Here is a 19209-nt window from a genome sequence, read left to right on the forward strand (position 1 = left end):
ATGTGACAGCCTGGCAAAGGCTGTGACCGACGGGGGGTCAAATTGCCTAGGATCGCTGTTCTTAGAGATCGTCGCGGGGCCAGAACAAGGGTTAGCCTGCCGGCACCGGATCATTCCATCCGTGATCAGAATGTGCGCGCCCTGCTCCCATGTTGAGCGAACACCCGAAGCGTTGCCAAACGTGCCGCGCTGGGCTGCGCTTCAACCTCGCGACGACATCCGACCAAGCCGGGGAGGTGGTCTCGTCATTGCGCGCGCTCCGCCCTGTGTAGAGGGTCGACACCGTCACCGATAGCTCCCCCGAGGAAGCGCAGCCACTGCACAAATTGTTTCTGATCTCTACGGCACTGCAACAATCTACCGAATCTGGAGAGTTTCGTGCGGAAGAAGATCTCACAGGCGTTGATCACCGGCGTTGCGGCTTTCGGCCTGGTCGGCGTGGCGGCCGGGGTGGCAGTTGCCGACTCCTCTTCGGCTCTGGCGTGCACCCTCCGGGCCGACGTACCGAACTCGAACAACGACGCGGTCGTGGGTCGTGAAGGCTGCTCCAACACGGTCGACGGCGAAGGCCGCATCAGGGAGGACCGAAACGCCTGGCCCGACGACACCGTAGGTTCGATCTCCGGCGGTGGCTGGGGCACCAAGACGGTCAACGGGTCCTGCGGCAACGGCCGTGGTAGCTACTACTCTGATTTCAAGTCGAGCACCGGGGCGTCGGCGGCGTCGTCGCGCGCCACCCGCTGCTAGCTTCACTGCGAGTCCCACTACTACGACGGCAAGAGGTATGAGTGACCGGGATCGTCGAGGTTCGAAACCTGTCATTCTCGTACGGGAGGCGTCGGGCCTTGACCGGCGCCTCCTGGACGATCGGTCCGGGGGTGACCGCCCTGCTGGGTCCGAACGGGTCGGGAAAGACCACATTGCTCAAGTGCATGGTGGGTCTGGCACGCCCAAGCCACGGTCAAGTGATCATCGATGGTCGGGACGTCAGCGACGGTAAGGCGGCGCAGGCGTTACTTGGGTACGTACCGCAGAACCCGTCGCTTCCCGGGCTGGCGAAGGTGCGCGACCTCGTCGGCTATGCGGCCTGGCTGAGTGGGCTGGCAGCGGCGCGGACGGACGATGCGGTCGAGATTGCACTGCGCAGGATGCAGGCCTCGGACCTGGCATCCCGGAGGATCCGCACCCTCAGCGGCGGGCAGCGTCAACGGGTCGCACTGGCCACCGGCATCGTGCACGATCCGCGCATCCTCGTCCTGGACGAGCCGACCGTCGGTCTCGACCCGGGGCAGCGGCTCAAGGTGCGGCAGGTGATCCAGCAGTTCGCCGTCGAGCGGCCGGTCGTGCTGTCGACCCACATGACCGAGGATGTCGAACACCTCGCGGACTCGGTCGCTGTCCTGGTCGGCGGAAAGATCCAGTACCAGGGCCCGATCTCGCAGTTGAGCATTCCCGAGGCGTCCGGTGACGGCCGTCCGGGGTCGCCGTTCGAGCGCGCCTACGACGATCTGATCGTCTCCCTCGGCGGCTCCGAATGAGACGCCTGCGCCTGCTGTTCGGCTGGCCCGGGCCCGTGTGGGTCTTCCCGGCCGCGGGCGCTGTTCAGGCGACCGCCTCGTTCCTGGCAACCAGGGACGTCGTCGGATCCGACTACGTCACCTGGTCGGCTGTCGCAACCTCCTGGCACGAGTCGCTCTGGATCCCGGGATCACTGTTGGCCGGGGTGGCCGCCGCGCTCGGCGCGACATATTTCCCCCGGGCGTCACCGGTGGCCGCGGCGCTGCGGCCGAGGGTGGGCGGCGGCCTGTTCCTCGTCCACGGGCTCGCCCTGGCGCTCTGGCTCTGCCTGGGACATACCCTCGGGTTGGCCCCGGCGCACCTCGCCGCGGCGCGGGAGGCGACCGCCGGTGCGTTGGCCCCCCAGGACGTGCTCGTCGGTCTGGCCGGGGTGACCACATTGGCGGTGCTCGGGTTCTGCGCCGGTGCTGCCGTCCGGCACTGGGTGATCGCCCCTGCCGTCGCGGTTCTGGCCTTCGCGGTGATGGGTCTGCCGAACGAGCCGCTGTTCATGCCGATCGGGCTCTTGCTGCCGGTGCGGCAGTGGACTCCCAGCTCGCCCAGGTTCGAGACGAACCCCGCGACCGCCGCCTTCGCCGTCGTCGCCTCCATCGGGATCTGCCTGCTTGCCGCCTCTCTCGCGTCGTGGGCCGCGTCCCGTGGATCGGTTCACCGACAGGGCCGGCGGCTGGTCACCTGGCTGGCCGTGTTGGGTGCCCTGACCGCGATCGCCTTCGCGTGGCGTCCTGCGCTCACGGTGGTGGACCGTCCCGTACCCCGCCTGTGCCAGCAGGTCGACGGCGCAGAGGTGTGCCTGCACGCGGCGAACCAGCCGGCTATGGCCCGTACCGTCGATGTCGTGGCGCGGTTGCGGGTCGCCGGACTGGCTCCGATGCTGCACCGGGTGACCGATGTCGCCGTATCCGATCACGACACCGCACGCGCTGGAGAGGCCCTCGTCAACCTGGACCCGAGCCCACGGGACCGAAGGTTCCTCGCCACCACGATTCCCGACCAGGTTGCCCTGCAGGTGAGCGAAGCCGTCACGCTCGGCGGCTGCCTCCGGCCCGGCCAGACCGCCGAAAGCTACGACGCCGCCACCGTCCTCTACGCACGGGTTCTCGAACTGGCCGGATTCGAGGAGCTGGCCGGCGCCTTCGGCCCCGCCGAACCGTCACCGGAGGCGCGGAAGCTGACCACCATGGACGCCGAGCAGATCGGCGCATTCGTCCAGACCAACCAGGAGTTGATCAGCTCGTGCCGGCTGTCCGCCGTTCTCGGGTGACGGGAATCCGCGCCGCAGGACTGTGGCACGTCCGTGGTGGCCCGCTCGCGATGACCGTCATCGTTGCCGCACTGCTGTTCACGGCGTTGTTTCCCGAGCTGAGCCTCTCGGTGAGTGTGGTGTTCGACCTGCCGGCCCGGGGTGTGGGCACGCCGGAGATCGTCGCGGTCGCACTGGCCAGCGTCCTTCCCGCCATCACCGTTCCGCGATTCGACAGCCGCGAACTCACCGCCGGACTGTCGGCCCGGATCGGGCACCTGGCCTACTCCGGGGCCACGCTCGCCGCACCCCTGACCGTCCTGCCGACCTGGTACTGGGTGATCGGACTGAGCCATCCCGAGGAGGAGTTCCCACCCCTGCACGGGTTGATCGGCAACGTGGTCGTCTTCGCATGCCTCGGCGCCATCCTGTGCCTGACGCTCGGCCCGCTGGCCTCCGTCGTGGTCACCCCGGCACTCTTCGCGGGTTTCGTGGTCGCCCAGCATGCGGCACCGAACTCGCTCCTCACCGACGAGTTCGCCACCGGCCGCTCCTGGCACACCAACTACCTGGTCACTGTTGCCATGGTCCTGCTGACCCTCGCCCTCGGTTGGCGGCTACACGCCATCCCCCGGCCCAACCGCCCCTGACCCGCCGACCCGGTTCCGCCAGGCTCCGCCACCCCGCAGGATCGTGCTCTTCCTGGGAAGGCGTGACCTCCGCCGGTCGTGAGGGCCCCCTCCCCGGAACGAGCACGGTCCTGCCGCAAGTTGGCACCCCTCCGGACCGGCGCCGTCAGGCGTGTATGGGATGAGGGGGTGGGTGTGAACGCTGAGGAGTCCTTCCGCGCGTACGTCGGAGCGCGGCTAACCGCGCTGTCCCGGGTGGCGTACCTGCTCACCGGCGACCGGCATCTCGCGGAGGATCTCGTCCAGTCGGCGCTGTTGAAGGTGGCCGGGCACTGGGAGCGGGTGGTGGCCTCCGGCGATCCGGAGGCGTACGTCCGGCGGGTCCTCTACCACCAGCACGTCTCGTGGTGGCGGCGTCGGCGTCCGTTGGCGATCCCGCACGCCGACGTCCCGGACCGGGTAGTGCCGGACGGCACCGGTCAACTCGACACCTCCATCGTGATCCGCCGGGCGCTGTCCCGACTCGCGCCGCGACAGCGGGCCGCGCTGGTGCTGCGCTATTTCGAGGACCTGACCGAGGCGCAGACGGCCGAGGTGCTCGGCTGCTCGGTCGGCACGGTCAAGAGCCAGGTGCGGGACGGGCTGGCCCGGCTGCGCGCCATGGCACCGGAGCTGAGCGACCTGGACGGCGTCCGCGACCTGGACGGCGTCCGCGACCTGGACGGCGTCCGCGACCTGGACGGCGTCCGCGACCTGGACGGCGTTCGGGCGCCCGGCCGGCCTCCTGGAGCCGGGCCAGCACTTCAGGTGCCGGCGGGGGAGAGGAGTGCCGACAATGGATGAGCGGATACGTGGCGCGCTTACCGCACAGGCCGACGAGATGGCACCGGTCCGGCTGCCCGACGACCTGTGGCGTCGCGGGCGGCGTCGGCGACGGGTCCGGCTCGCCGCCGTGGCCGGTGCCGCCGTGCTGTTGGCCGGTGCGGTGCTGGCGCCGTCGCTGCTCACCGGATCGTCGCCGGGGCCCTCTCGGGTGGTGGGGGACGGCTCGGCGGCAGGTGAGCCTGCGGTACCCGGTCGGGTGGAGGTGCCGTGGCTGTGGCAGGCCACCGCCCGGCAGTGGGCGCCGGGGCCGGCGACGATCATGTTCTTCACCGGTGCGACCCGCTACTTCGAGGACACCGGGGTGGTGGTGGGGCGGGACGGCGCCTACCGGTTGGTGTACCTCGACATCGGCGAGACCCGGGGAGTGCTCTCCCCGGACGGTCGGTACTACGCGCGTTTCGGCCCCGCCCTGCTCGACCTGGCCACCGGAGACGAACGCCAGCTCGGCCGCGCATCCGGCTCCGGATCGGGCTCCCGCTCCTCGTCCGCGTCCGGCAGGGGCCTCACCCCGCTGGCCTGGTCGCCGGACGGGCGCTGGCTCGTGTGCGGGCGGAACAACGACGACGAGGGCATCTCGTACGGCCCGGACGGGCAGCAGTTGAACGATCCGGAGCACCCCGACGATCTCGTCGCCGTGGACACCACCACCGGGGAGTTCCGCGACCTGGTCAAGGGCGGCCAACAGGCGTACGGGACGGCGGCGTACTCCCCGGACGGCGCCTCCGTGGCGGTCGCCAGCCAGCACGCGGTCGACGGGGAGCGGCGGCTCGCCGTGCTCGACGTCGCCACGGGACGGGAACGGTGGAGCCTGGACCTCGGCCACCGGCAGTTGGGCGGTACCGGAGCATGGAGCCCGGACGGCAGGCGGCTGGCGATTCTCGCGGTCGACGGCTGCACCGATTTCTGCGACGAGAGCGGACTCGCGGCACAGCGTTGGCGGATCGAGTTCGTCGACGCCGGTACGGGCGCGAGCGCCGGGGCACCGATCGCGCTGCCGGGCCGGCCGGGCGAGGTACTCGGCTGGCGGGCGGGGGTCGAGCCGGTGCTGTCGTACACCCCCGGTGCCGAGCTGACGTCCCGGCACACGGTGTTGGTGGCGGTGAACCGGAACGGCGAGCTGGAGCTGCTTGTCGACGCGGCCGACGAGGTCACCGGGATGGCGGTGCCCCGTCAGTTGGTCGAGGCGGGGCGGTTCGGCGGTCCGTCCCCGGGTCCGTCCCCGTTCGCCGCCCAGTGGTGGGCACTGCTGTCGGCGGGTCTGGTGCTGGCCCCGGTGCTCGGCTGGTTCGTCCGGTGGTGCCGGCGGTTCGTCGGCAGGCGAAGAGCCCACCGACGAACCGAGGCGCCCGGGTGAGGGCTTGCGGGCTTCTCACATCCGGTCCGGGGTGGCGATGCCGAGCAGGTGCAGGCCGTGCCGGAGGACCCGGGCGGTGAGGTCGCAGAGGACGAGCCGGCTGTCCCGGACGGCCGGCTCGGCGCGGAGTACCGGGCAGTGTTCGAAGAAGCCGCTGAACGCGACCGCCACCGCGTGGAGGTGGGCGGCGAGGCGGTGGAGTTCGAGCGTCTCCGCCACGGTGTCGACGACCGTCGGGAAGGCGAGCAGTTCGAGTACCAGGGCCCGTTCGGCGGGCGCGACGACCGCGACGGGTACGCCGGCCGGGGCTGGCTGTCCGGCCCGCCGGAAGATGGACCTGATCCGCGCGTGCGCGTACTGGAGGTACGGGGCGGTGTTGCCGGAGAGGGCGAGCATCCGGTCCCAGTCGAAGACGTAGTCCCTGGTCCGGTCGGCGGAGAGGTCGGCGTACTTGACCGCGCCGACGCCTATCGCCCGGCCCAGGGCGGCGGCGGTCGCCGGGTCCAGGTCCGGGTTCTTCTGCCGGGCCAGCGCCGCCGCCCGGTCCACCGCCTCGTCCAGCAGTTCGACCAGCTTCACCGAGTCACCGGACCGGCTGGCCAGTTTCCGGCCGTCCGGCCCGAGCACCAGCCCGAAGCCGACGTGTTCGGCACGGGCCGGCGGACGTAGCCAGCCGGCCTGCCGGGCGACCGCGTACACCATCTCGAAGTGTTGCCGCTGCGGCAGGCCGACGACGTAGAGCAGCCGGGTGGCGCCGAGTTCCCCGATCCGGTGGCGGAGCGCGGCGAGGTCGGTGGCGGCGTACCCGTAACCGCCGTCCCGTTTGCGCACGATCAGCGGGACCGGCTCGCCGTCCCGGCCGGGGAAGCCGGCCGGGAAGGCGCAGGCCGCGTCGCCGCTCTCGACGAGCAGGCCGAGCCGGTCGAGTTCGTCGGTGACCGGGCCGAGCATCGGGTTGTAGTGGCTCTCGCCGACGAAGTCGGCCCGGGTCAGCAGCACGTCGAGCCGGTCGTAGACGGCCAGGAAGTACGATTCCGACTCGGCGACCAGCAGCCGCCAGAGCCGCAGCGTCGCCTCGTCGCCGCCCTGGAGTGCGACCACCCGCTGCCGGGCCCGTTCCCGGAACGTCCCGTCGGCGTCGAACTTGACTCGCGCTCCCTTGTAGAACGAGTCCAGGTCGCCGATGGACAGCTCGGCCACCGCCGCCGACTCGCCGAGGTCGACCAGGTGCTCGATCAGCATCCCGAACGGGGTGCCCCAGTCGCCGAGGTGGTTGGCCCGGACCACCCGATGCCCGAGCCAGTCGAGCAGCCGGGCGACGGCGTCGCCGATGATGGTGGACCGGAGGTGGCCGACGTGCATCTCCTTGGCCACGTTCGGGGCCGAGTAGTCGACCACCACGGTTTCGGGGGTGGTGGTGACGGGCACGCCGAGTCGGGGGTCGGCGGCCATCGTCGACACCAGGTCGCCGAGCAGGCGGTCGGAGACGGTGAGGTTGACGAAGCCGGGGCCGGAGACGGTGACCGCCGAGCAGAGGTCGGCCAGTGCGGCCCGCTCGACCACCTCGGCGGCGATCTCCCGGGGTGGCCGGCCGAGCCGGCGGGCCAGGGACAGCGCCGCCTCGGCCTGGAAGTCCGCGTGCCGGGAGCGCCGGACCACCGGATCCACAAACCGATCCGGCAGGTCCGTCGGATCGACCGGGTCCACCGGGCCGGCTGCGGCGACGGCCGCGAACGACCGCGCCAGCCGGTCGCTGAGCAGGCTTTCGAGATTCATCCGGGTACGCCTTCCTCGCTCCGGTCCGTTGACCGGACCACCGGTGCTGGGAGCGGATCGATCGCGTACGGCGGCACCGGCGGATCGATTCCGCCGGTGGTGATCGGAGTGGTCAGCCCAGGCGGTCTCGGCGGGCTCGGGAACGAGCCACCGGACGCCGTCGGCTGACAGTGGGGTACGCCGAGGACACCAGCCGACCGGAGAGGTCGGGGTACGCCGCGTCGGCAGGACTGGCCACGGCGCCAGGGTATCCGGAAGTGCGGCCCCGGGGTGTACCGGATTTCCGTGCGCCGGGCATCCCGGGGAGTGTCGCAGTCCTCGGCAGCGTCCGCTCAGCCCGCGGCAAGGGTTCCTGCGCTGCCGAACCACCTGGCCAGCGCGACGTCGAGCGTCCGCTGATCGTCACCGACCCAGGCGACGTACCCGTCCGGCCGGAGCAGCACCGCCGGTACGCCCAACGCGTCGCAGCCGTTCCTGCCGTCCGGGTCGTTCTTGCCGTCCGGGTCGTCCTTGCCGTCCGGGTCGTTCGCGCCGTCCGCGCCGCTCACGCCGTCCCTGCCGTGCGCCGCGACCGGGCCGTGGTCGAGCCGGTCGACCCGGTCGGTCCAGCCGTGCACCGAGAGCCGTCCGGTCTGGTCGAGCAGCAGCCCGTTGCCGGTGCGCATCAGCTCGAAGAGGCGCCCGTGCTGACAGCGGACGTCGCGCAGTCGCCGGCCGAGCAGGGGATGGCCGGTGCCGAAGTCGTACCGGACGCCGATTGCCGTGATCTTCTCGACCAGGAACCGGTTGACGTCGTCGAGGTCCATCAACCGCGCCAGCAGCCGCCGAACCGCCTGCGGTCCGGGCTCGTCGACGGTCAGGTGCAGCTGGGCGCGGGTGTTGTCGAGCACGTCGGCGGCGACCGGATGCCGCTCGGATTCGTAGCTGTCCAGCAGGTCGTCCGGTGCCCAGCCGTGGACTGCCGCCGCCAGCTTCCAGCCGAGGTTGAACGCGTCCTGGATGCCGAGATTGAGCCCCTGCCCGCCCATCGGCGGGTGGACGTGTGCGGCGTCTCCGGCCAGGAACACCCGGCCGACCCGGTAGCGCTCGGCCTGCCGGGTCGCGTCGCCGAAGCGGGACAGCCAGCGAGGGGAGTGCACGCCGAAGTCGGTCCCGGCGTACCTGCGCAGTTGGCGTCTGAACTCCTCGATCGTCGGCGGCACCGAGCGGTCTTCGGCGACGTTCTCCGCCGGTACGACCGCCCGGAACACTCCCGGCCTGCCCGACGGCCCGATCCCGAACCGCTTCTCGGTCTTGCGCACCTCGATCGTCACCGCGGCGACATCGTCCGGGGAGGCCGTCACCTCCATCTCGCCCAGCAGCGTGTCGATCCTCGACGGCTCACCGGGGAATCCGATCCCGAGCAGTTTCCGAACCGTGCTGCGTCCACCGTCGCAGCCGACGACGAACCGTGCCCGCAACGGCCCCGCGGACTCGTCTTCCCCGGGTGTGTTCCGCACGAGGACTGTGACGCCGTCGTCGTGCTGCTCGAGTCCGACCACCGCCGTGCCGCGCCGGATCTCGGCGCCGACCTCGGCGGCATGCTCGGCGAGCAGCCGGTCGGTGAGCGTCTGCGGGATGCCGAGAACGTAGCCGTGTGCGGTGTCCAGGCCGGTGGGGGCGGGCTTCTCGATGCCGGCGAAGAATCCTCGGACGGCGCCGGGGACGATCGGGTGCTGTTTGCCGTTGTCGAGGAACCGCTGCAACAGGCCCCGCTGGTCCAGTATCTCGATACTGCGTACGTGCAGCCCGAGCGATCGTACGAACGGCGGCGGCTCGGTCTCCTTTTCCAGCACGAGCACGTCGACGCCGCGCAGTCGTAATTCGCTCGCCAGCATCATGCCGGTCGGGCCACCGCCGACGACGATGACATCGAACATGGAATCCCCCCGGTTGCCGCTTGTTGTCTTCGGCCGACGATTGTGCGCCACGACGGGGGTCTTGCCGCAAGTCCGGGGGTGCGGTATATGTTGGTAGTGGCAGGGATTTTCCCTGCGTGCGGCTGTGGTTTGCCGACCGGCTATGGATTGGCGACCGGCTACGGATTGGCGACGCCGCGATACACGGCCAGCGCCACGCCGAATCCCAGGAAGTGACTGCTGAGGAGCAAGGTCGCCCCGAGCGCGAAACCCAACTTGCCGGCGTGGGCCGCCAGCGGCGGCTTCGATGCGAAGGCGGTCATCGAGGCCCTGACCGGGCCCCAGCAGTAGGGCCACGCGGTGCCGATCAGCGCCAGTGTGACGAGCGTGATCGTGTTGCTCAGGTTGCTCTCGAATTCCAGGAAGGTCGTCGGCTGGACGGCTGGGTTCGTCGCCGGCCGCTCGACCATCATGCTCGCCATGCGCAGGCCCAGCAGCGTACCCAGGATCGCGCCTATGGCGGCGCGGTTTCCGACCGCCGAGACGAACCGTTTCGTCGGCTCGGACTGCCTCGCCACGATCAGGCAGTAGGCCACGAGGTTCAGCGTCGAGAACGACAGGAATGCTATGACCGCCAGGCCGGCCGCGACCACGTAGCGCGCCGGGCCGGCAATGGTGGTGGGGTCGGCGACGTAACGGGGAGCCAGCCAGCCCGCTGCGATGAGCCCCGAGATCAGCAGCACCGCCAACACCGGCCCGGGTTGCGCGACCTTTTCCATTATGAGGTTGTACTGCGACGCCTCGGCTTCGGCCGGCCCGGTTGTCGTCGAACGGCGAGAATCGGTTCCTGTGGAACGGCCACGGTCGGATGTCGTCGTGCGGCGGCTCGGCTGTCGCGGCGGGCCCGGGTCGACTCGCTCGACCATTGCCTCCGTCTGTCCGCGCCTGTTGCGCCGTCGGGTCCGCTGCTTACCCATCCGCCCTCATCTCGGTGCCGCGCCCTCATTCGCCGATAGTCACTCCCCCCCCCCCCCCCCCCCCCGGGAATGCCGTCAGCGTACAACCGGGGTTCAACCGTCGACCGATAAGGACCATTCAGATGTGCAGAGTGGAGTTCGGCGGTGATTTGTCTGTGCTGGGGTCGCGCGTGCTACCGCGGAAAGGAGTGCTTGTCGCGGGAATTCGGGGTGCTCGGCTTACGGCCCGTGCCGGAGCACTTCGGGGACGTTGCGGTGGGCCGATTCCTGATAGCCATCCGTCGATGCTTTGGACAGTGCGCCGCCCGACCGGCGAGGTACGGCACCAGTCACACGTCGGGGGCTCGATCTTCCTCCGCCAGTGGGCGGAACCGGTGGCCGACGCGGTGGCCGAGGTGGAACACCGGCGCACCCCGGTCAGCCGCAGGACGTCGACGCCTACTGCGCCGCCCTGCTGGCCCGCTGGGGCTGAGCAGGTGACAGGTTGTCCATTTCGGCCAGTGCGTCGGTGTCGGTGCGACAGGTGTTGCGGGCAATCGTGTTACGGGCGTCGGGTGACCTCGTCGACGAAGGCCCGCCAGGCTGCCGGGGCGAAGGCCAGTACCGGTCCGGTCGTGTCCTTGCTGTCCCGTACGGCCACGACCTCGGACAGGTTGCGGGCCACCTCGACGCAGTCCCCGCCGTTCGTGCTGCTGCGCGTGCTCTTGTGCCACTGGGCGCCGCTCAGGTTCATAGCTGCTCCATCACTTTCCTGATCAGGTCGGCTGACTGCGGTACCGCCAGTGCGCTGCCCCGAATGGCATCCCAGGCCCGACGCAACCGCAACACCTCGGCGGGCTGCTCGACCACCTGCCCGTGCAACTGGTTGTCGAGATAGCCCACGTCCACGTTGGTCGGCAGGGTCGCCAACACGAACGGCCCGCCAAGTCCAGGGTACGACCCGATGTTGGCCGGTACTACCTGGATCTGCACCAGGGGAGTCGCGCTCAGCTTGAGCAGGTGGGCCAACTGGTCCCGCATCACCTCGCGCCCGCCGATCACCCGGCGGATCACGCACTCGTCGACGACGGCGATGACCTGCGGCGGGTCGTCCCGGGTCAGGATGGACTGCCGGTCGAGCCGCTCGGCGACCTTCTGCCGCAACTGTTCGTCGGTGAGCAGCGCGCCACTGAGCAGCGCCTGCGCATACGCCTCGGTCTGGAACAGGCCCGGCAGGACCGCGTTCTGGAAGGACCGCAGGGCGACCGCCTCGCGTTCCTGGTCGATCCACTCGCGCAGCCAGGTCGGGGTGCCGAGCGCGGTGACCAGGCGTTCGTACACCCCGCCCGTCTTCAGGGCCCGGTCGGCACCGGCGATGAAGGCCATCGTCAGGGCCCGGGTCCGTTTCTCGACGGCGCTGACGTGTGAGGCGGAGAAGTTCGCCACCCGCCCGAACGCCTCCTGCGTCGTTCCGGTGCTCTGCCTGCCCTGGCGGATCTCGGAAACGATGAATGCGGCAAGTGGTTCCGGTACTTCGGTCATCAGGATTCCCCAGGAGATAGATCAATTATTCACAGCTCTCCACCGGCCATTCACGCACTGCCTGAATCTGTCAGCCGCACCCACCGGCGGATAAGCCGTTCCCAGCGTAGGGCCTGCTCGTCCAAGGTGGAACCGACACTTTCGGTGGGTCCACCGCACCCGCCACCGGTGATCGGAGAACGCAATTTCCACGGATGGGAGGGCCGGATGATGTTCGGTCGCGGAACGAAGAAGAACCGTCATCGCCGGGACTGGCGGCGGCTCTGGCGGTACTGCCGGTGCGGCTTCCGCTGGCGTTGCCCGGACTCGGTCGAGCCGGTGCCGATGCCGTACGCGCCGACGGTGCCGCCGTTGACCGGGACGGCGTACCGGACAGCCCGGCGCGGCGCGGCGACGCCGACAGCGCAGCCGGACGCTCCACCCTCGCCGGCCCGGCCCCGGGCGGTCAACCGCCGCCCCGGCTTGGACGCACCGACCCGCTCCTTCCAGGCGAATGGCCGGCCCGGGGCGCTGACCCCGGCCCAGACCGCGCGCTCCCGGCAGCGGCAGCAGGTGTGAGCCGTGATCGGGCCGCAGGAACGCTGGTACCGGCACATGCGGCGCAACCCGCGACGCTATCCGACCGGCCGGCACCTGCCGGCCCAGGCGTACCGCTGCCAGAGCTGCTCCGACCCGTGGCCGTGCGCGCCGGCCCGACTCGCCCTGCTGATCGGCTTCCGGGGTGACCGGGTGGGCCTGCTGATGTACCTCGCCGCACACCTCACCCGGGCCCTGGAAGCACTACCCGACACACACCCGGCCCTGGTCACCAGCCAGATCCTCTACTGGGTCCCCCGTCGCCGCTGAGATCGGGGACGGGACGGTTCAGTCGTGCGGGCGCAGCGAGCCGTCGGTGATCTCACCCGGCCGGGCGGAGCTGATCGCGGGCTCCGGCACGGCGAGCGGGCCGGAGGCGGTGCGGGCGTCGCCGATGGTGTCGAGGAGGTTCTTCAGCGCCTGCTCGACCTTCCGCTCCTCCTCGACCATGTCGCCGTCCATCTTGATCATCGCCTCGGAGACCTTGACCGCGACCTCCTGGGCCGTCGGGGCGCTCAACTCGTTTGTCTTCGGCGGGTCCGGGACCAGGCCCTGGGACAGGGTGCTGCCGGCGATCAGCACCGCACCGGCGATCGCCCAGCCGGCCGGGCCGAGGGTCAGGCCGGTACCGACCGCGATGCCGACCAGGGTGCCCCAGGTGAAGCTCTTCGGATCCTTGCCGTTGTTGAGCGTCTGCACCGCCTGGATCGACTTGTCGAGCAACTCGATGATGCCCTTGCGGTAGCGGATGTAGAGGATCTTGTTGCACTCGAGCTGTTCGCGTACCACCTTGGCGACGGCTGCCTGGTTGATCGACGCGGTCTGCAACGGGCTGACGAAGTTGTCGATGAAGTTGACCTGGAGGTCGCCCTGCCACTGGCTCATGTCGGTGCGGACGTCGTTGATCCGGGACAGCGCCGAGTTGGCGCCGCTGAAGTTGCCCGCGTCGTCCTGGCTGCCTCCGAAGGAGCTCTCGATCGTACGCAGCGAGGCGATCATCGGGTTGGTGGCGTCCGGATCGGGCTCCAGGTACTTCTCGAAGGCCGGCTCGACCCACTCGTAGTACTCGTTGCGCACGGTGTTCCGGTATCCCTCGATCTCCTCCGGCGGGATCGGCGAGTGCGGGGACTCGGGGTGCGTCTGCGCCCATTCGAGGTCCACGGCCTTGCGCCAGGACTCGATGTCGTCGAGGGTCTGCCGGATCAGCTCCTGCTTGAGCTGGGAAGCCTTCTCCCGGACCGTACCCTTGTACGTCCCGCCGGCCAGGTCTGCCGGCGTGTCAACTTGGCTGCTCACTGCTGACGCTCCTTCAACTGCCCCCCGTTCGGGGCGTCGGCTTGCGGATCCAGGTCTGTGCGGTTGTCGCCCCGCCCGGTCAGCCCTGGTAGGGCTCGCCGGGATGGTCGTCGGCGCCCTCGGCGGGCGGGTTCGACGCCGGGTCGTTCGGGTCGTGGTTCGCCGGGTCCGCCAGGTACTGCGACAGGGCGTCGGCACTGGCCATGTCGGCGTCGACGTACGCCTGGCGGGCCATCCGGAGCGCTTCTGCCGCGTTCAGGATCGTCCCGCCGGTCTGGGTGTACATCCGTTGCATCTCGTCGCGCAGCGCGGCCCAGGCCGCCGCTCCGGCGCTGGACATGATGGTGCCGCCCGGCCCGGTCGGGGTGTTGGCCCGGAACCCGCCGCCGTCGTCACCGGTCGCGCCGCCGAGGCTGCGGCTGGCGTCGTAGTAGACGTCCGCGATCCGGGGCAGGTGTACGTCGGACACCCGCCAGAGGTGGTACAGGTCGCCACCGACGATCTCTGCCATCAAGGGCTCCTTCGGCTGTTTCGCTGTGGAATTCGGGTACTGCGCGGACGCGCGGAGGGGTCCCGGCTCAGCGGGACCGTCGCCTGACCAGCCAGCCGACGACGACGACCACGACGAGGACGGCGCCGGCCGCGAACGGCCACCACGGCACCGACGAGTCGCCGTCCGGGGTCTCCGCGTTCGGCGCGGACAGGCGGAACGAATACACCCGGTGTCCGGCGTTGTCGACGAGATAGCCGACGCCGGAGGCGCTCACGGCGACCGGACCGACCACCGGGCTCCCGGCCGCGTCGAGGGTGGCCACGGTGCCGAGTGCGGCGCCGTCGCCCAGCCGCAGCAGTGTCCGGGCCGACTGGTCGAGGGCGTAGACCTGGTCGCCGGCCGCGCTGACGGCGGCGACGTTGTTCATCGGCGGCTCCGGCGGCGGCCAGTTTCCCGCCTCGGAAAGCTCCCACCGTGCGCCGTCGGGCTGGTCGGGCAGGGTGACCGTGCCGAGCTTGCCGCCGGTCAGCCTGTGCAGCACGAGCCCGTCGGCGATCCAGAGGTCGCCTCCGCCGTCCACGGCGAGGCTTCCGGGGCTCGGCACCGGGACAGTGGTGGCCTCCCCGCCCGCGGCGACGAGCTGGCTGTTCCCGTTTCCCGCCACCGTGCTGATGGTCCCGTCCGGCGTCACCGCCCGGACCCGGTGGTTACGGAGGTCTCCGACGTAGACGGTGCCGTCGGATGCGACGGCGAGGCCGCCGAGCTGGCCGAAGGAGGCCCGGGCCGCCGGCCCACCGTCGCCGATCGGGCCCGGCACGCCGGTGCCGGCGACCACCGACAGCCGGCCGTCCGGAGCGAGCCGGAACACCCGGGCCAGACCGGTGTCCGCGATGTAGAGCGTGTTGTCGCGACCGACCGCCAGGCTCTGCGGCAGTGCCAGGTCCACCTCCGTGCCGGGCGTACCGTCGGTCACCTCGGTGCCGGGCGTGCCGGCCCGACCGCTGCCGGCGACGGTCGAGATGGTGCCGTCCGGGGCCACCTTCCGGACCCGGCGGTTGCCGGCGTCGCTGAGGTAGACGGAGCCGTCGGCGGCCACCGCCACCCCGGCGGGACGGTCGAGCGCCGCCGCCGAGGCCGGACCGCCGTCCCCGGTCCCCCCGGCCGTTCCGGTACCCGCGAACACGTCGACATCGACCGCCCCGCCGTATGCCGGAGGGGGCGGGACCAGAGCGGCCCCGATCACGAGCGCGGCGAGCGGCACGGCGACCCGACGTGGTGAAAGCATGGACCTTTGTCTACCACAGCACACCAAGTGGTCGAATCCTCGTGCGTGGAAGGTTTATGGTGACGCCGCCAGACGCTTCCCATCGGAAGGAGCGACATGCCCCACATCGGTGAGTACCTCGACAACATGGTTGTCACGGTGGACTCTCCCGACGAGCGCATCCGGGCACGCGTCTCCAACTATCACGACGTGGAGATCACCTTCGCGCCCGGCGCCTTCGACAGGTACGACGAGGAGCAGCTCAGCCACCAGCTCGCCCGGCTGGGGGTGACCACCTGGGTGGCGTACCACCGGGCCCGCTCCGAGGCGTACCGGCTGTCCCAGGGGCTCAGCTCCGACGAGCTCGCCGACGCCGAGCGGCCCAGCGACGACCCGTACCGGCGGCAGTACGAGGTGGAGCTGAACGCCATCGAGGGTGAGGGCGTGTCGGCCGGTGGTGCGGTGCGGGTGCGCACCTACGGGCTGATGCAGTGGAACGTCGACATCGAGCCGGGCAGCATCCGGCGACTCGGCGAGACGGCCTTCCTGGCCGAGCTGCACTCCGCGATGAAGTCGCTGCTCAGCGACCGGGAGATGAAGATCATCGGCCTGAAGTCGGAGTACTTCGACATCGGCATTCCCCGCCGGTGGCGGGAGCTGATGACCGAGCTGCGGACCCGCAACCGGAACCGCCGCTGAGCCGCCCGGCCGGGCCCGCCCGGTCGCGACCGGGCGGGATCCGGATGGTGCGTGAGCGCGCGGGATCCGGACGGGCCCGGGACCGGGGTAGATCCGGATGGCCCGCGACCGGTTGCGGGCTCCGGCCGAGCCGTGAACGGTCGCGGGCCCCGGCCGAGCCGTGAACGGTCGCGGGCCCCGGCCGAGCCGTGAACGGTTGCGGGCTCCGGCCGAGCCGTGAACGGTTGCGGGCTCCGGCCGAGCCGTGAACGGTCGCGGGCTCCGATGACCGCGACCAGCCGGCGGGTTCAGACGCTGGCCGGCAGTTCCGTGCCGGCCGGCGACTCTGTGCCGGCCGGCACGGCCGGGGCCGGCGGTCGGGCGCGGCGGCGGATCAGTTCGGCGGCCAGCAGCGCCACGCCGGCCGAGGCGATCTCGCTGACCGTGCAGATCAGCCGGCTGACCAGCACCACGGCCCCGGCGGTGGGCAACGGCAGCAGTCCGGTCAGCGCCACCATCAGGATGCCCTCGCGCACCCCGATGCCGTCGGGTACGAAGACCACGAAACTGCCGACCACGGCAGCCAGCCCGAACGCGCCGACGCAGACCGGGAACGAGGCTGCCGGCGGGGCACCGGCGGCGACCGCGACCAGCCAGAACTGGAGGCCGGCGACCAGCCAGGAGACCGCCTGGGCCGCGATCGCGTACCGCAGGTCGCGGTGCCCGGCCGGCGCGGGTGCCGGCCGGCGCAGCAGCCGGGCCAGCGCCGCCGCCCAACGGTTGGCCAGTTCGGGCCGGATCGCGCAGGCCAGCACCGGCAGCGCGGCCAGCAGCAGCCAGCCGCCCCGCCCGCCGAGCACGCTCGGTGCGGCGACCAGCCCGACGGTGAGCCCGGTCAGCGACATCACCGCGATGTTCAGCACGTAGACCGTGGCCATCCGGGCCGGGGTCACCCCGGCGGTCCGGCCCATCCTGATGTTGGCGATCAGCGCCCAGAACCGGCCCGGCACGAACTTCGTGATCATGCCGACGAAGAAGATCCGGGCGGCGGTCCAGACCCCGACCGGCGAGCCGAGACCGGCGAGCAGGTGGCGCCAGGAGAGCATCCCGAGCACCAGCCCCACCGAGTTGACCAGCAGGGCGAGCCCGAGCAGGCTCAGCTCGGCCGGCCCGGCCAGGTCGCGTACGGCGGCCCAGTCCGCGTCGCGCAGCGCGACCGCGACGCCGACCACCAGGGCGATTCCGAAGAGTACGGTGGCGACCCGGCGCAGCACGCCGAGGCGTACCCGGAGGATGTCGGCGGTCATCGGAGGGCTCCCGACGCGACCCGGGCGGGTGCGGCGGAGCCGGCCGTCGGCCAGCGCCACGGTGCGAGGAGCAACCGGAGCAGCCCGACGCCGGTGCCGAACACCGTCGCGGCGGTCAGCAGGAAGTGCAGCCCGGCGAAACGGCAGGCGAAGCGGGCCCCCCGGACCCGCCGGACGAAGCCGAGCAGCTCCCGGTTCGCGGCCAGGAACGCGGCGGCGGCCAGCGCCGGCAGGCCGAGCAGCGCCAGCGGCAGCGCCGGCAGGTCGACCAGCGGCGGCGCCGCACCGGAGCCGAGCCCTGGTGTACCGAGACCGGAGAGCAGCGCCAGCATCGGCAGCGGCAGGCTGGCCAGGGTGGCGGCGCAACTCAACACCGCCGCCGGGCCGAGCGCGTCGGTGCGGGCGGTGGCCACCCCGGCGCGCCCGCCCCGGCGCAGTCCCCGGGCCAGGTTGACCGCGAAGAGGGTGGCCCGGCGGTACTGCTCGCGCAGCAGCGGCCGGAGCCGGTCCACGTCGTCGTGCCGGCCGACCACCTCGGCGCTCATCACGATCCGGGCCCCGGCCGGCAGCCGGGTGCCGAACTCGACGTCCTCGCCGTCCCGCAGCCCCTCGTCGAAGCCGCCGACCCGATCGAAGACCTCCCGCCGGACGGCGGTGAGCGCGAAGAGCGTAACCGTGACCGGCCCGGCGGCCCGGCGTCGCCAGAAGTGTTCGTAGAGCGTCTTGTACTCCTCGACCGGGCCGTCGGCGAAGAGCGGCTCCGAGTCGTAGATGCCCTGCACCAGCGCGCACTCCGGGTCGCCGGCCAGCACCCGCAGGGCGGAACGCAGCGCGTCCGGGGCGAGTGCGATGTCCGAGTCGACGAAGAAGAGCACGTCGCCCCGGCTGGCCGCCGCGCCGGTGTTCCGGGCCGCCGAGACGCCCCGGTTCACCGGCGCGACGATCAGCCGGCAGGGATAGCGGCGGGCGATCGCGGCCGAGTCGTCGGAGCTGGCGTCGTCCACCACGATCACCTCCAGCGGCGCGTGCGACTGGGCGTAGACGGCGTCCAGGCAGGCGGCGAGGGTCTTCGCCGAGCGATAGCTGGGGATGACCACCGAGACCGTGCCGGCAGTCGTGTCCATCGTGCTCGTGTCCATCTCGGTCGTGTCCACTGCGTTCGGGCCTCTCGATCGGGACGCCGGGCGGTCCGTCGACGGCAGACGCTAGGCGGGCGACCTGGGCCGGACCGGGTAGTCGGGCTGGAGGAAACCCCTAGCGCGCACCGTCACCGGCGGCGACGGTCGGTAGTCGGGGAGGACTCCACCATCGGCGGCTAGCGTCCGCGACCATGACTGGAACCAGGACCGGAATCAGCGGTACGGCCTCCGGGCCACTCACCGTCTCCGTGGTCGTACCCTGCTACAACGCGGCGCGGACCCTGCGCGCCTGCCTGCGGTCGGTACTGGCGCAGACGTACCGGCCGGTGGAGGTGCTCCTCGTCGACGACGGCAGCACCGACGAGTCCCGGGAGATCGCGGCGGAACTCGGCTGCCGGGTGCTGCGCCAACCGGAGAACCGGGGCGTCTCGGCAGCCCGCAACGCGGGAGTCGCCGCCACCCGGGGCGAGGTGGTCTTCTTCCTCGACTCCGACGTGGCGCTCGCCCCGGACGCCCTCGGCAATGCCGTCGACATCCTGGCGACGAACCCGGCGGTCGGCGCGGTGCACGGGACGTACGACACCGAGCCGCTGAT

At 71.2% G+C, this 19209-nt stretch carries 20 protein-coding genes; 10 read left to right on the forward strand and 10 right to left on the reverse strand.

Annotation, left to right across the window (positions count from 1 at the left end; all coding sequences use genetic code 11):
* Nucleotides 1-378: 378 nt before the first annotated feature.
* The 6 genes from ACN28A_RS00150 (at nucleotide 379) to ACN28A_RS00175 (ending at nucleotide 5689) form a co-directional block, all read left to right on the forward strand.
* Nucleotides 379-747, forward strand: a complete 369-nt coding sequence (locus ACN28A_RS00150; RefSeq protein WP_421391278.1) for a hypothetical protein — start codon at nucleotides 379-381, stop codon at nucleotides 745-747.
* A gap of 41 nt (nucleotides 748-788) precedes the next feature.
* A complete protein-coding gene (locus ACN28A_RS00155) occupies nucleotides 789-1538 on the forward strand; it encodes an ABC transporter ATP-binding protein (RefSeq protein ID WP_421391279.1) in 750 nt (249 codons plus the stop codon).
* Nucleotides 1535-2842: a hypothetical protein gene (locus ACN28A_RS00160; protein WP_421391280.1), complete on the forward strand. Its 1308-nt coding sequence runs from the start codon at nucleotides 1535-1537 to the stop codon at nucleotides 2840-2842. The genes ACN28A_RS00155 and ACN28A_RS00160 overlap by 4 nt, the downstream gene beginning before the upstream one ends.
* Nucleotides 2843-2892: 50 nt before the next feature.
* Nucleotides 2893-3471 carry a hypothetical protein gene (locus ACN28A_RS00165; RefSeq protein WP_421391281.1) on the forward strand — a complete coding sequence of 193 codons (579 nt, stop codon included), beginning with the start codon at nucleotides 2893-2895 and terminating at the stop codon, nucleotides 3469-3471.
* Nucleotides 3472-3645: 174 nt separating this feature from the next.
* A complete protein-coding gene (locus tag ACN28A_RS00170) occupies nucleotides 3646-4293 on the forward strand; it encodes a SigE family RNA polymerase sigma factor (RefSeq protein ID WP_421391283.1) in 648 nt (215 codons plus the stop codon).
* Nucleotides 4286-5689: a TolB family protein gene (locus ACN28A_RS00175; RefSeq protein ID WP_421391284.1), complete on the forward strand. Its 1404-nt coding sequence runs from the start codon at nucleotides 4286-4288 to the stop codon at nucleotides 5687-5689. The genes ACN28A_RS00170 and ACN28A_RS00175 overlap by 8 nt, the downstream gene beginning before the upstream one ends.
* A 15-nt stretch (nucleotides 5690-5704) precedes the next feature.
* On the opposite strand, the gene argS is transcribed toward ACN28A_RS00175, so the two are convergent.
* The 5 genes from argS to ACN28A_RS00200 form a co-directional block, all read right to left on the reverse strand.
* Nucleotides 5705-7465, reverse strand: a complete 1761-nt coding sequence (gene argS, locus ACN28A_RS00180) for an arginine--tRNA ligase (RefSeq protein ID WP_421391286.1) — start codon at nucleotides 7463-7465, stop codon at nucleotides 5705-5707.
* A 332-nt stretch (nucleotides 7466-7797) separates the two neighbouring features.
* Nucleotides 7798-9384 (reverse strand): FAD-dependent monooxygenase, encoded by a 1587-nt coding sequence (locus ACN28A_RS00185; protein ID WP_421391287.1) that lies wholly within the window; start codon nucleotides 9382-9384, stop codon nucleotides 7798-7800.
* Between the two features lie 158 nt (nucleotides 9385-9542).
* Nucleotides 9543-10142, reverse strand: a complete 600-nt coding sequence (locus ACN28A_RS00190) for a hypothetical protein (protein WP_421391289.1) — start codon at nucleotides 10140-10142, stop codon at nucleotides 9543-9545.
* Nucleotides 10143-10881: 739 nt separating this feature from the next.
* Nucleotides 10882-11073: a DUF397 domain-containing protein gene (locus ACN28A_RS00195; protein WP_421391290.1), complete on the reverse strand. Its 192-nt coding sequence runs from the start codon at nucleotides 11071-11073 to the stop codon at nucleotides 10882-10884.
* Nucleotides 11070-11861, reverse strand: coding sequence for a DUF5753 domain-containing protein (locus ACN28A_RS00200; protein WP_421391292.1), 792 nt, complete (start codon nucleotides 11859-11861; stop codon nucleotides 11070-11072). The genes ACN28A_RS00195 and ACN28A_RS00200 overlap by 4 nt, the downstream gene beginning before the upstream one ends.
* A 207-nt stretch (nucleotides 11862-12068) precedes the next feature.
* Between ACN28A_RS00200 and ACN28A_RS00205 the strand changes: the two genes are divergently transcribed.
* Both ACN28A_RS00205 and ACN28A_RS00210 read left to right on the forward strand, forming a co-directional pair.
* Complete coding sequence (locus tag ACN28A_RS00205) at nucleotides 12069-12419, forward strand: hypothetical protein (RefSeq protein ID WP_421391293.1); 351 nt, start codon at nucleotides 12069-12071, stop codon at nucleotides 12417-12419.
* A gap of 3 nt (nucleotides 12420-12422) precedes the next feature.
* Nucleotides 12423-12707 carry a flavin reductase gene (locus tag ACN28A_RS00210; protein WP_421391295.1) on the forward strand — a complete coding sequence of 95 codons (285 nt, stop codon included), beginning with the start codon at nucleotides 12423-12425 and terminating at the stop codon, nucleotides 12705-12707.
* An 18-nt stretch (nucleotides 12708-12725) separates the two neighbouring features.
* Here ACN28A_RS00210 and ACN28A_RS00215 read toward each other — a convergent pair whose 3' ends face one another.
* The 3 genes from ACN28A_RS00215 to ACN28A_RS00225 form a co-directional block, all read right to left on the reverse strand.
* The gene (locus tag ACN28A_RS00215; protein ID WP_421391296.1) at nucleotides 12726-13733 is read right to left on the reverse strand and encodes a hypothetical protein; all 1008 of its coding nucleotides are present in this window, start codon (nucleotides 13731-13733) and stop codon (nucleotides 12726-12728) included.
* A gap of 79 nt (nucleotides 13734-13812) precedes the next feature.
* The gene (locus ACN28A_RS00220; RefSeq protein WP_421391297.1) at nucleotides 13813-14244 is read right to left on the reverse strand and encodes a type VII secretion target; all 432 of its coding nucleotides are present in this window, start codon (nucleotides 14242-14244) and stop codon (nucleotides 13813-13815) included.
* Nucleotides 14245-14311: 67 nt separating this feature from the next.
* Nucleotides 14312-15511 carry a hypothetical protein gene (locus ACN28A_RS00225; protein WP_421391299.1) on the reverse strand — a complete coding sequence of 400 codons (1200 nt, stop codon included), beginning with the start codon at nucleotides 15509-15511 and terminating at the stop codon, nucleotides 14312-14314.
* Nucleotides 15512-15607: 96 nt separating this feature from the next.
* Between ACN28A_RS00225 and ACN28A_RS00230 the strand changes: the two genes are divergently transcribed.
* Entirely contained in the window at nucleotides 15608-16189 is a 582-nt protein-coding gene (locus ACN28A_RS00230; protein WP_421391300.1) for a hypothetical protein, read from the forward strand.
* 287 nt (nucleotides 16190-16476) lie between these two features.
* Here the strand turns inward: ACN28A_RS00230 and ACN28A_RS00235 are convergent, their stop codons facing one another.
* Both ACN28A_RS00235 and ACN28A_RS00240 read right to left on the reverse strand, forming a co-directional pair.
* Entirely contained in the window at nucleotides 16477-17475 is a 999-nt protein-coding gene (locus ACN28A_RS00235) for a lysylphosphatidylglycerol synthase domain-containing protein (protein ID WP_421391302.1), read from the reverse strand.
* Entirely contained in the window at nucleotides 17472-18614 is a 1143-nt protein-coding gene (locus ACN28A_RS00240) for a glycosyltransferase family 2 protein (RefSeq protein ID WP_421391304.1), read from the reverse strand. Before ACN28A_RS00240 ends, ACN28A_RS00235 begins: the two co-directional genes overlap by 4 nt.
* A 191-nt stretch (nucleotides 18615-18805) precedes the next feature.
* Here ACN28A_RS00240 and ACN28A_RS00245 point away from each other — a divergent pair.
* Nucleotides 18806-19209, forward strand: a 404-nt coding sequence (locus ACN28A_RS00245) for a glycosyltransferase family 2 protein (RefSeq protein WP_421391305.1), incomplete at its 3' end; no start/stop codon positions are given.

It is taken from the genome of Plantactinospora sp. WMMB782 (genome assembly GCF_049179135.1).
GTDB lineage: Bacteria > Actinomycetota > Actinomycetes > Mycobacteriales > Micromonosporaceae > Plantactinospora.

Bases quoted from the DNA above. Each gene is read 5' to 3' on its own strand.
- ACN28A_RS00160 (WP_421391280.1), top strand. From the start codon at position 1,535: ATGAGACGCCTGCGCCTGCTGTTCGGCTGGCCCGGGCCCGTGTGGGTC.
- ACN28A_RS00165 (WP_421391281.1), top strand. From the start codon at position 2,893: ATGACCGTCATCGTTGCCGCACTGCTGTTCACGGCGTTGTTTCCCGAG.
- ACN28A_RS00175 (WP_421391284.1), top strand. From the start codon at position 4,286: ATGGATGAGCGGATACGTGGCGCGCTTACCGCACAGGCCGACGAGATG.
- argS (WP_421391286.1), bottom strand. From the start codon at position 7,465: ATGAATCTCGAAAGCCTGCTCAGCGACCGGCTGGCGCGGTCGTTCGCG.
- ACN28A_RS00185 (WP_421391287.1), bottom strand. From the start codon at position 9,384: ATGTTCGATGTCATCGTCGTCGGCGGTGGCCCGACCGGCATGATGCTG.
- ACN28A_RS00190 (WP_421391289.1), bottom strand. From the start codon at position 10,142: ATGGAAAAGGTCGCGCAACCCGGGCCGGTGTTGGCGGTGCTGCTGATC.
- ACN28A_RS00195 (WP_421391290.1), bottom strand. From the start codon at position 11,073: ATGAACCTGAGCGGCGCCCAGTGGCACAAGAGCACGCGCAGCAGCACG.
- ACN28A_RS00200 (WP_421391292.1), bottom strand. From the start codon at position 11,861: ATGACCGAAGTACCGGAACCACTTGCCGCATTCATCGTTTCCGAGATC.
- ACN28A_RS00205 (WP_421391293.1), top strand. From the start codon at position 12,069: ATGATGTTCGGTCGCGGAACGAAGAAGAACCGTCATCGCCGGGACTGG.
- ACN28A_RS00220 (WP_421391297.1), bottom strand. From the start codon at position 14,244: ATGGCAGAGATCGTCGGTGGCGACCTGTACCACCTCTGGCGGGTGTCC.
- ACN28A_RS00225 (WP_421391299.1), bottom strand. From the start codon at position 15,511: ATGCTTTCACCACGTCGGGTCGCCGTGCCGCTCGCCGCGCTCGTGATC.
- ACN28A_RS00230 (WP_421391300.1), top strand. From the start codon at position 15,608: ATGCCCCACATCGGTGAGTACCTCGACAACATGGTTGTCACGGTGGAC.
- ACN28A_RS00235 (WP_421391302.1), bottom strand. From the start codon at position 17,475: ATGACCGCCGACATCCTCCGGGTACGCCTCGGCGTGCTGCGCCGGGTC.
- ACN28A_RS00240 (WP_421391304.1), bottom strand. From the start codon at position 18,614: ATGGACACGAGCACGATGGACACGACTGCCGGCACGGTCTCGGTGGTC.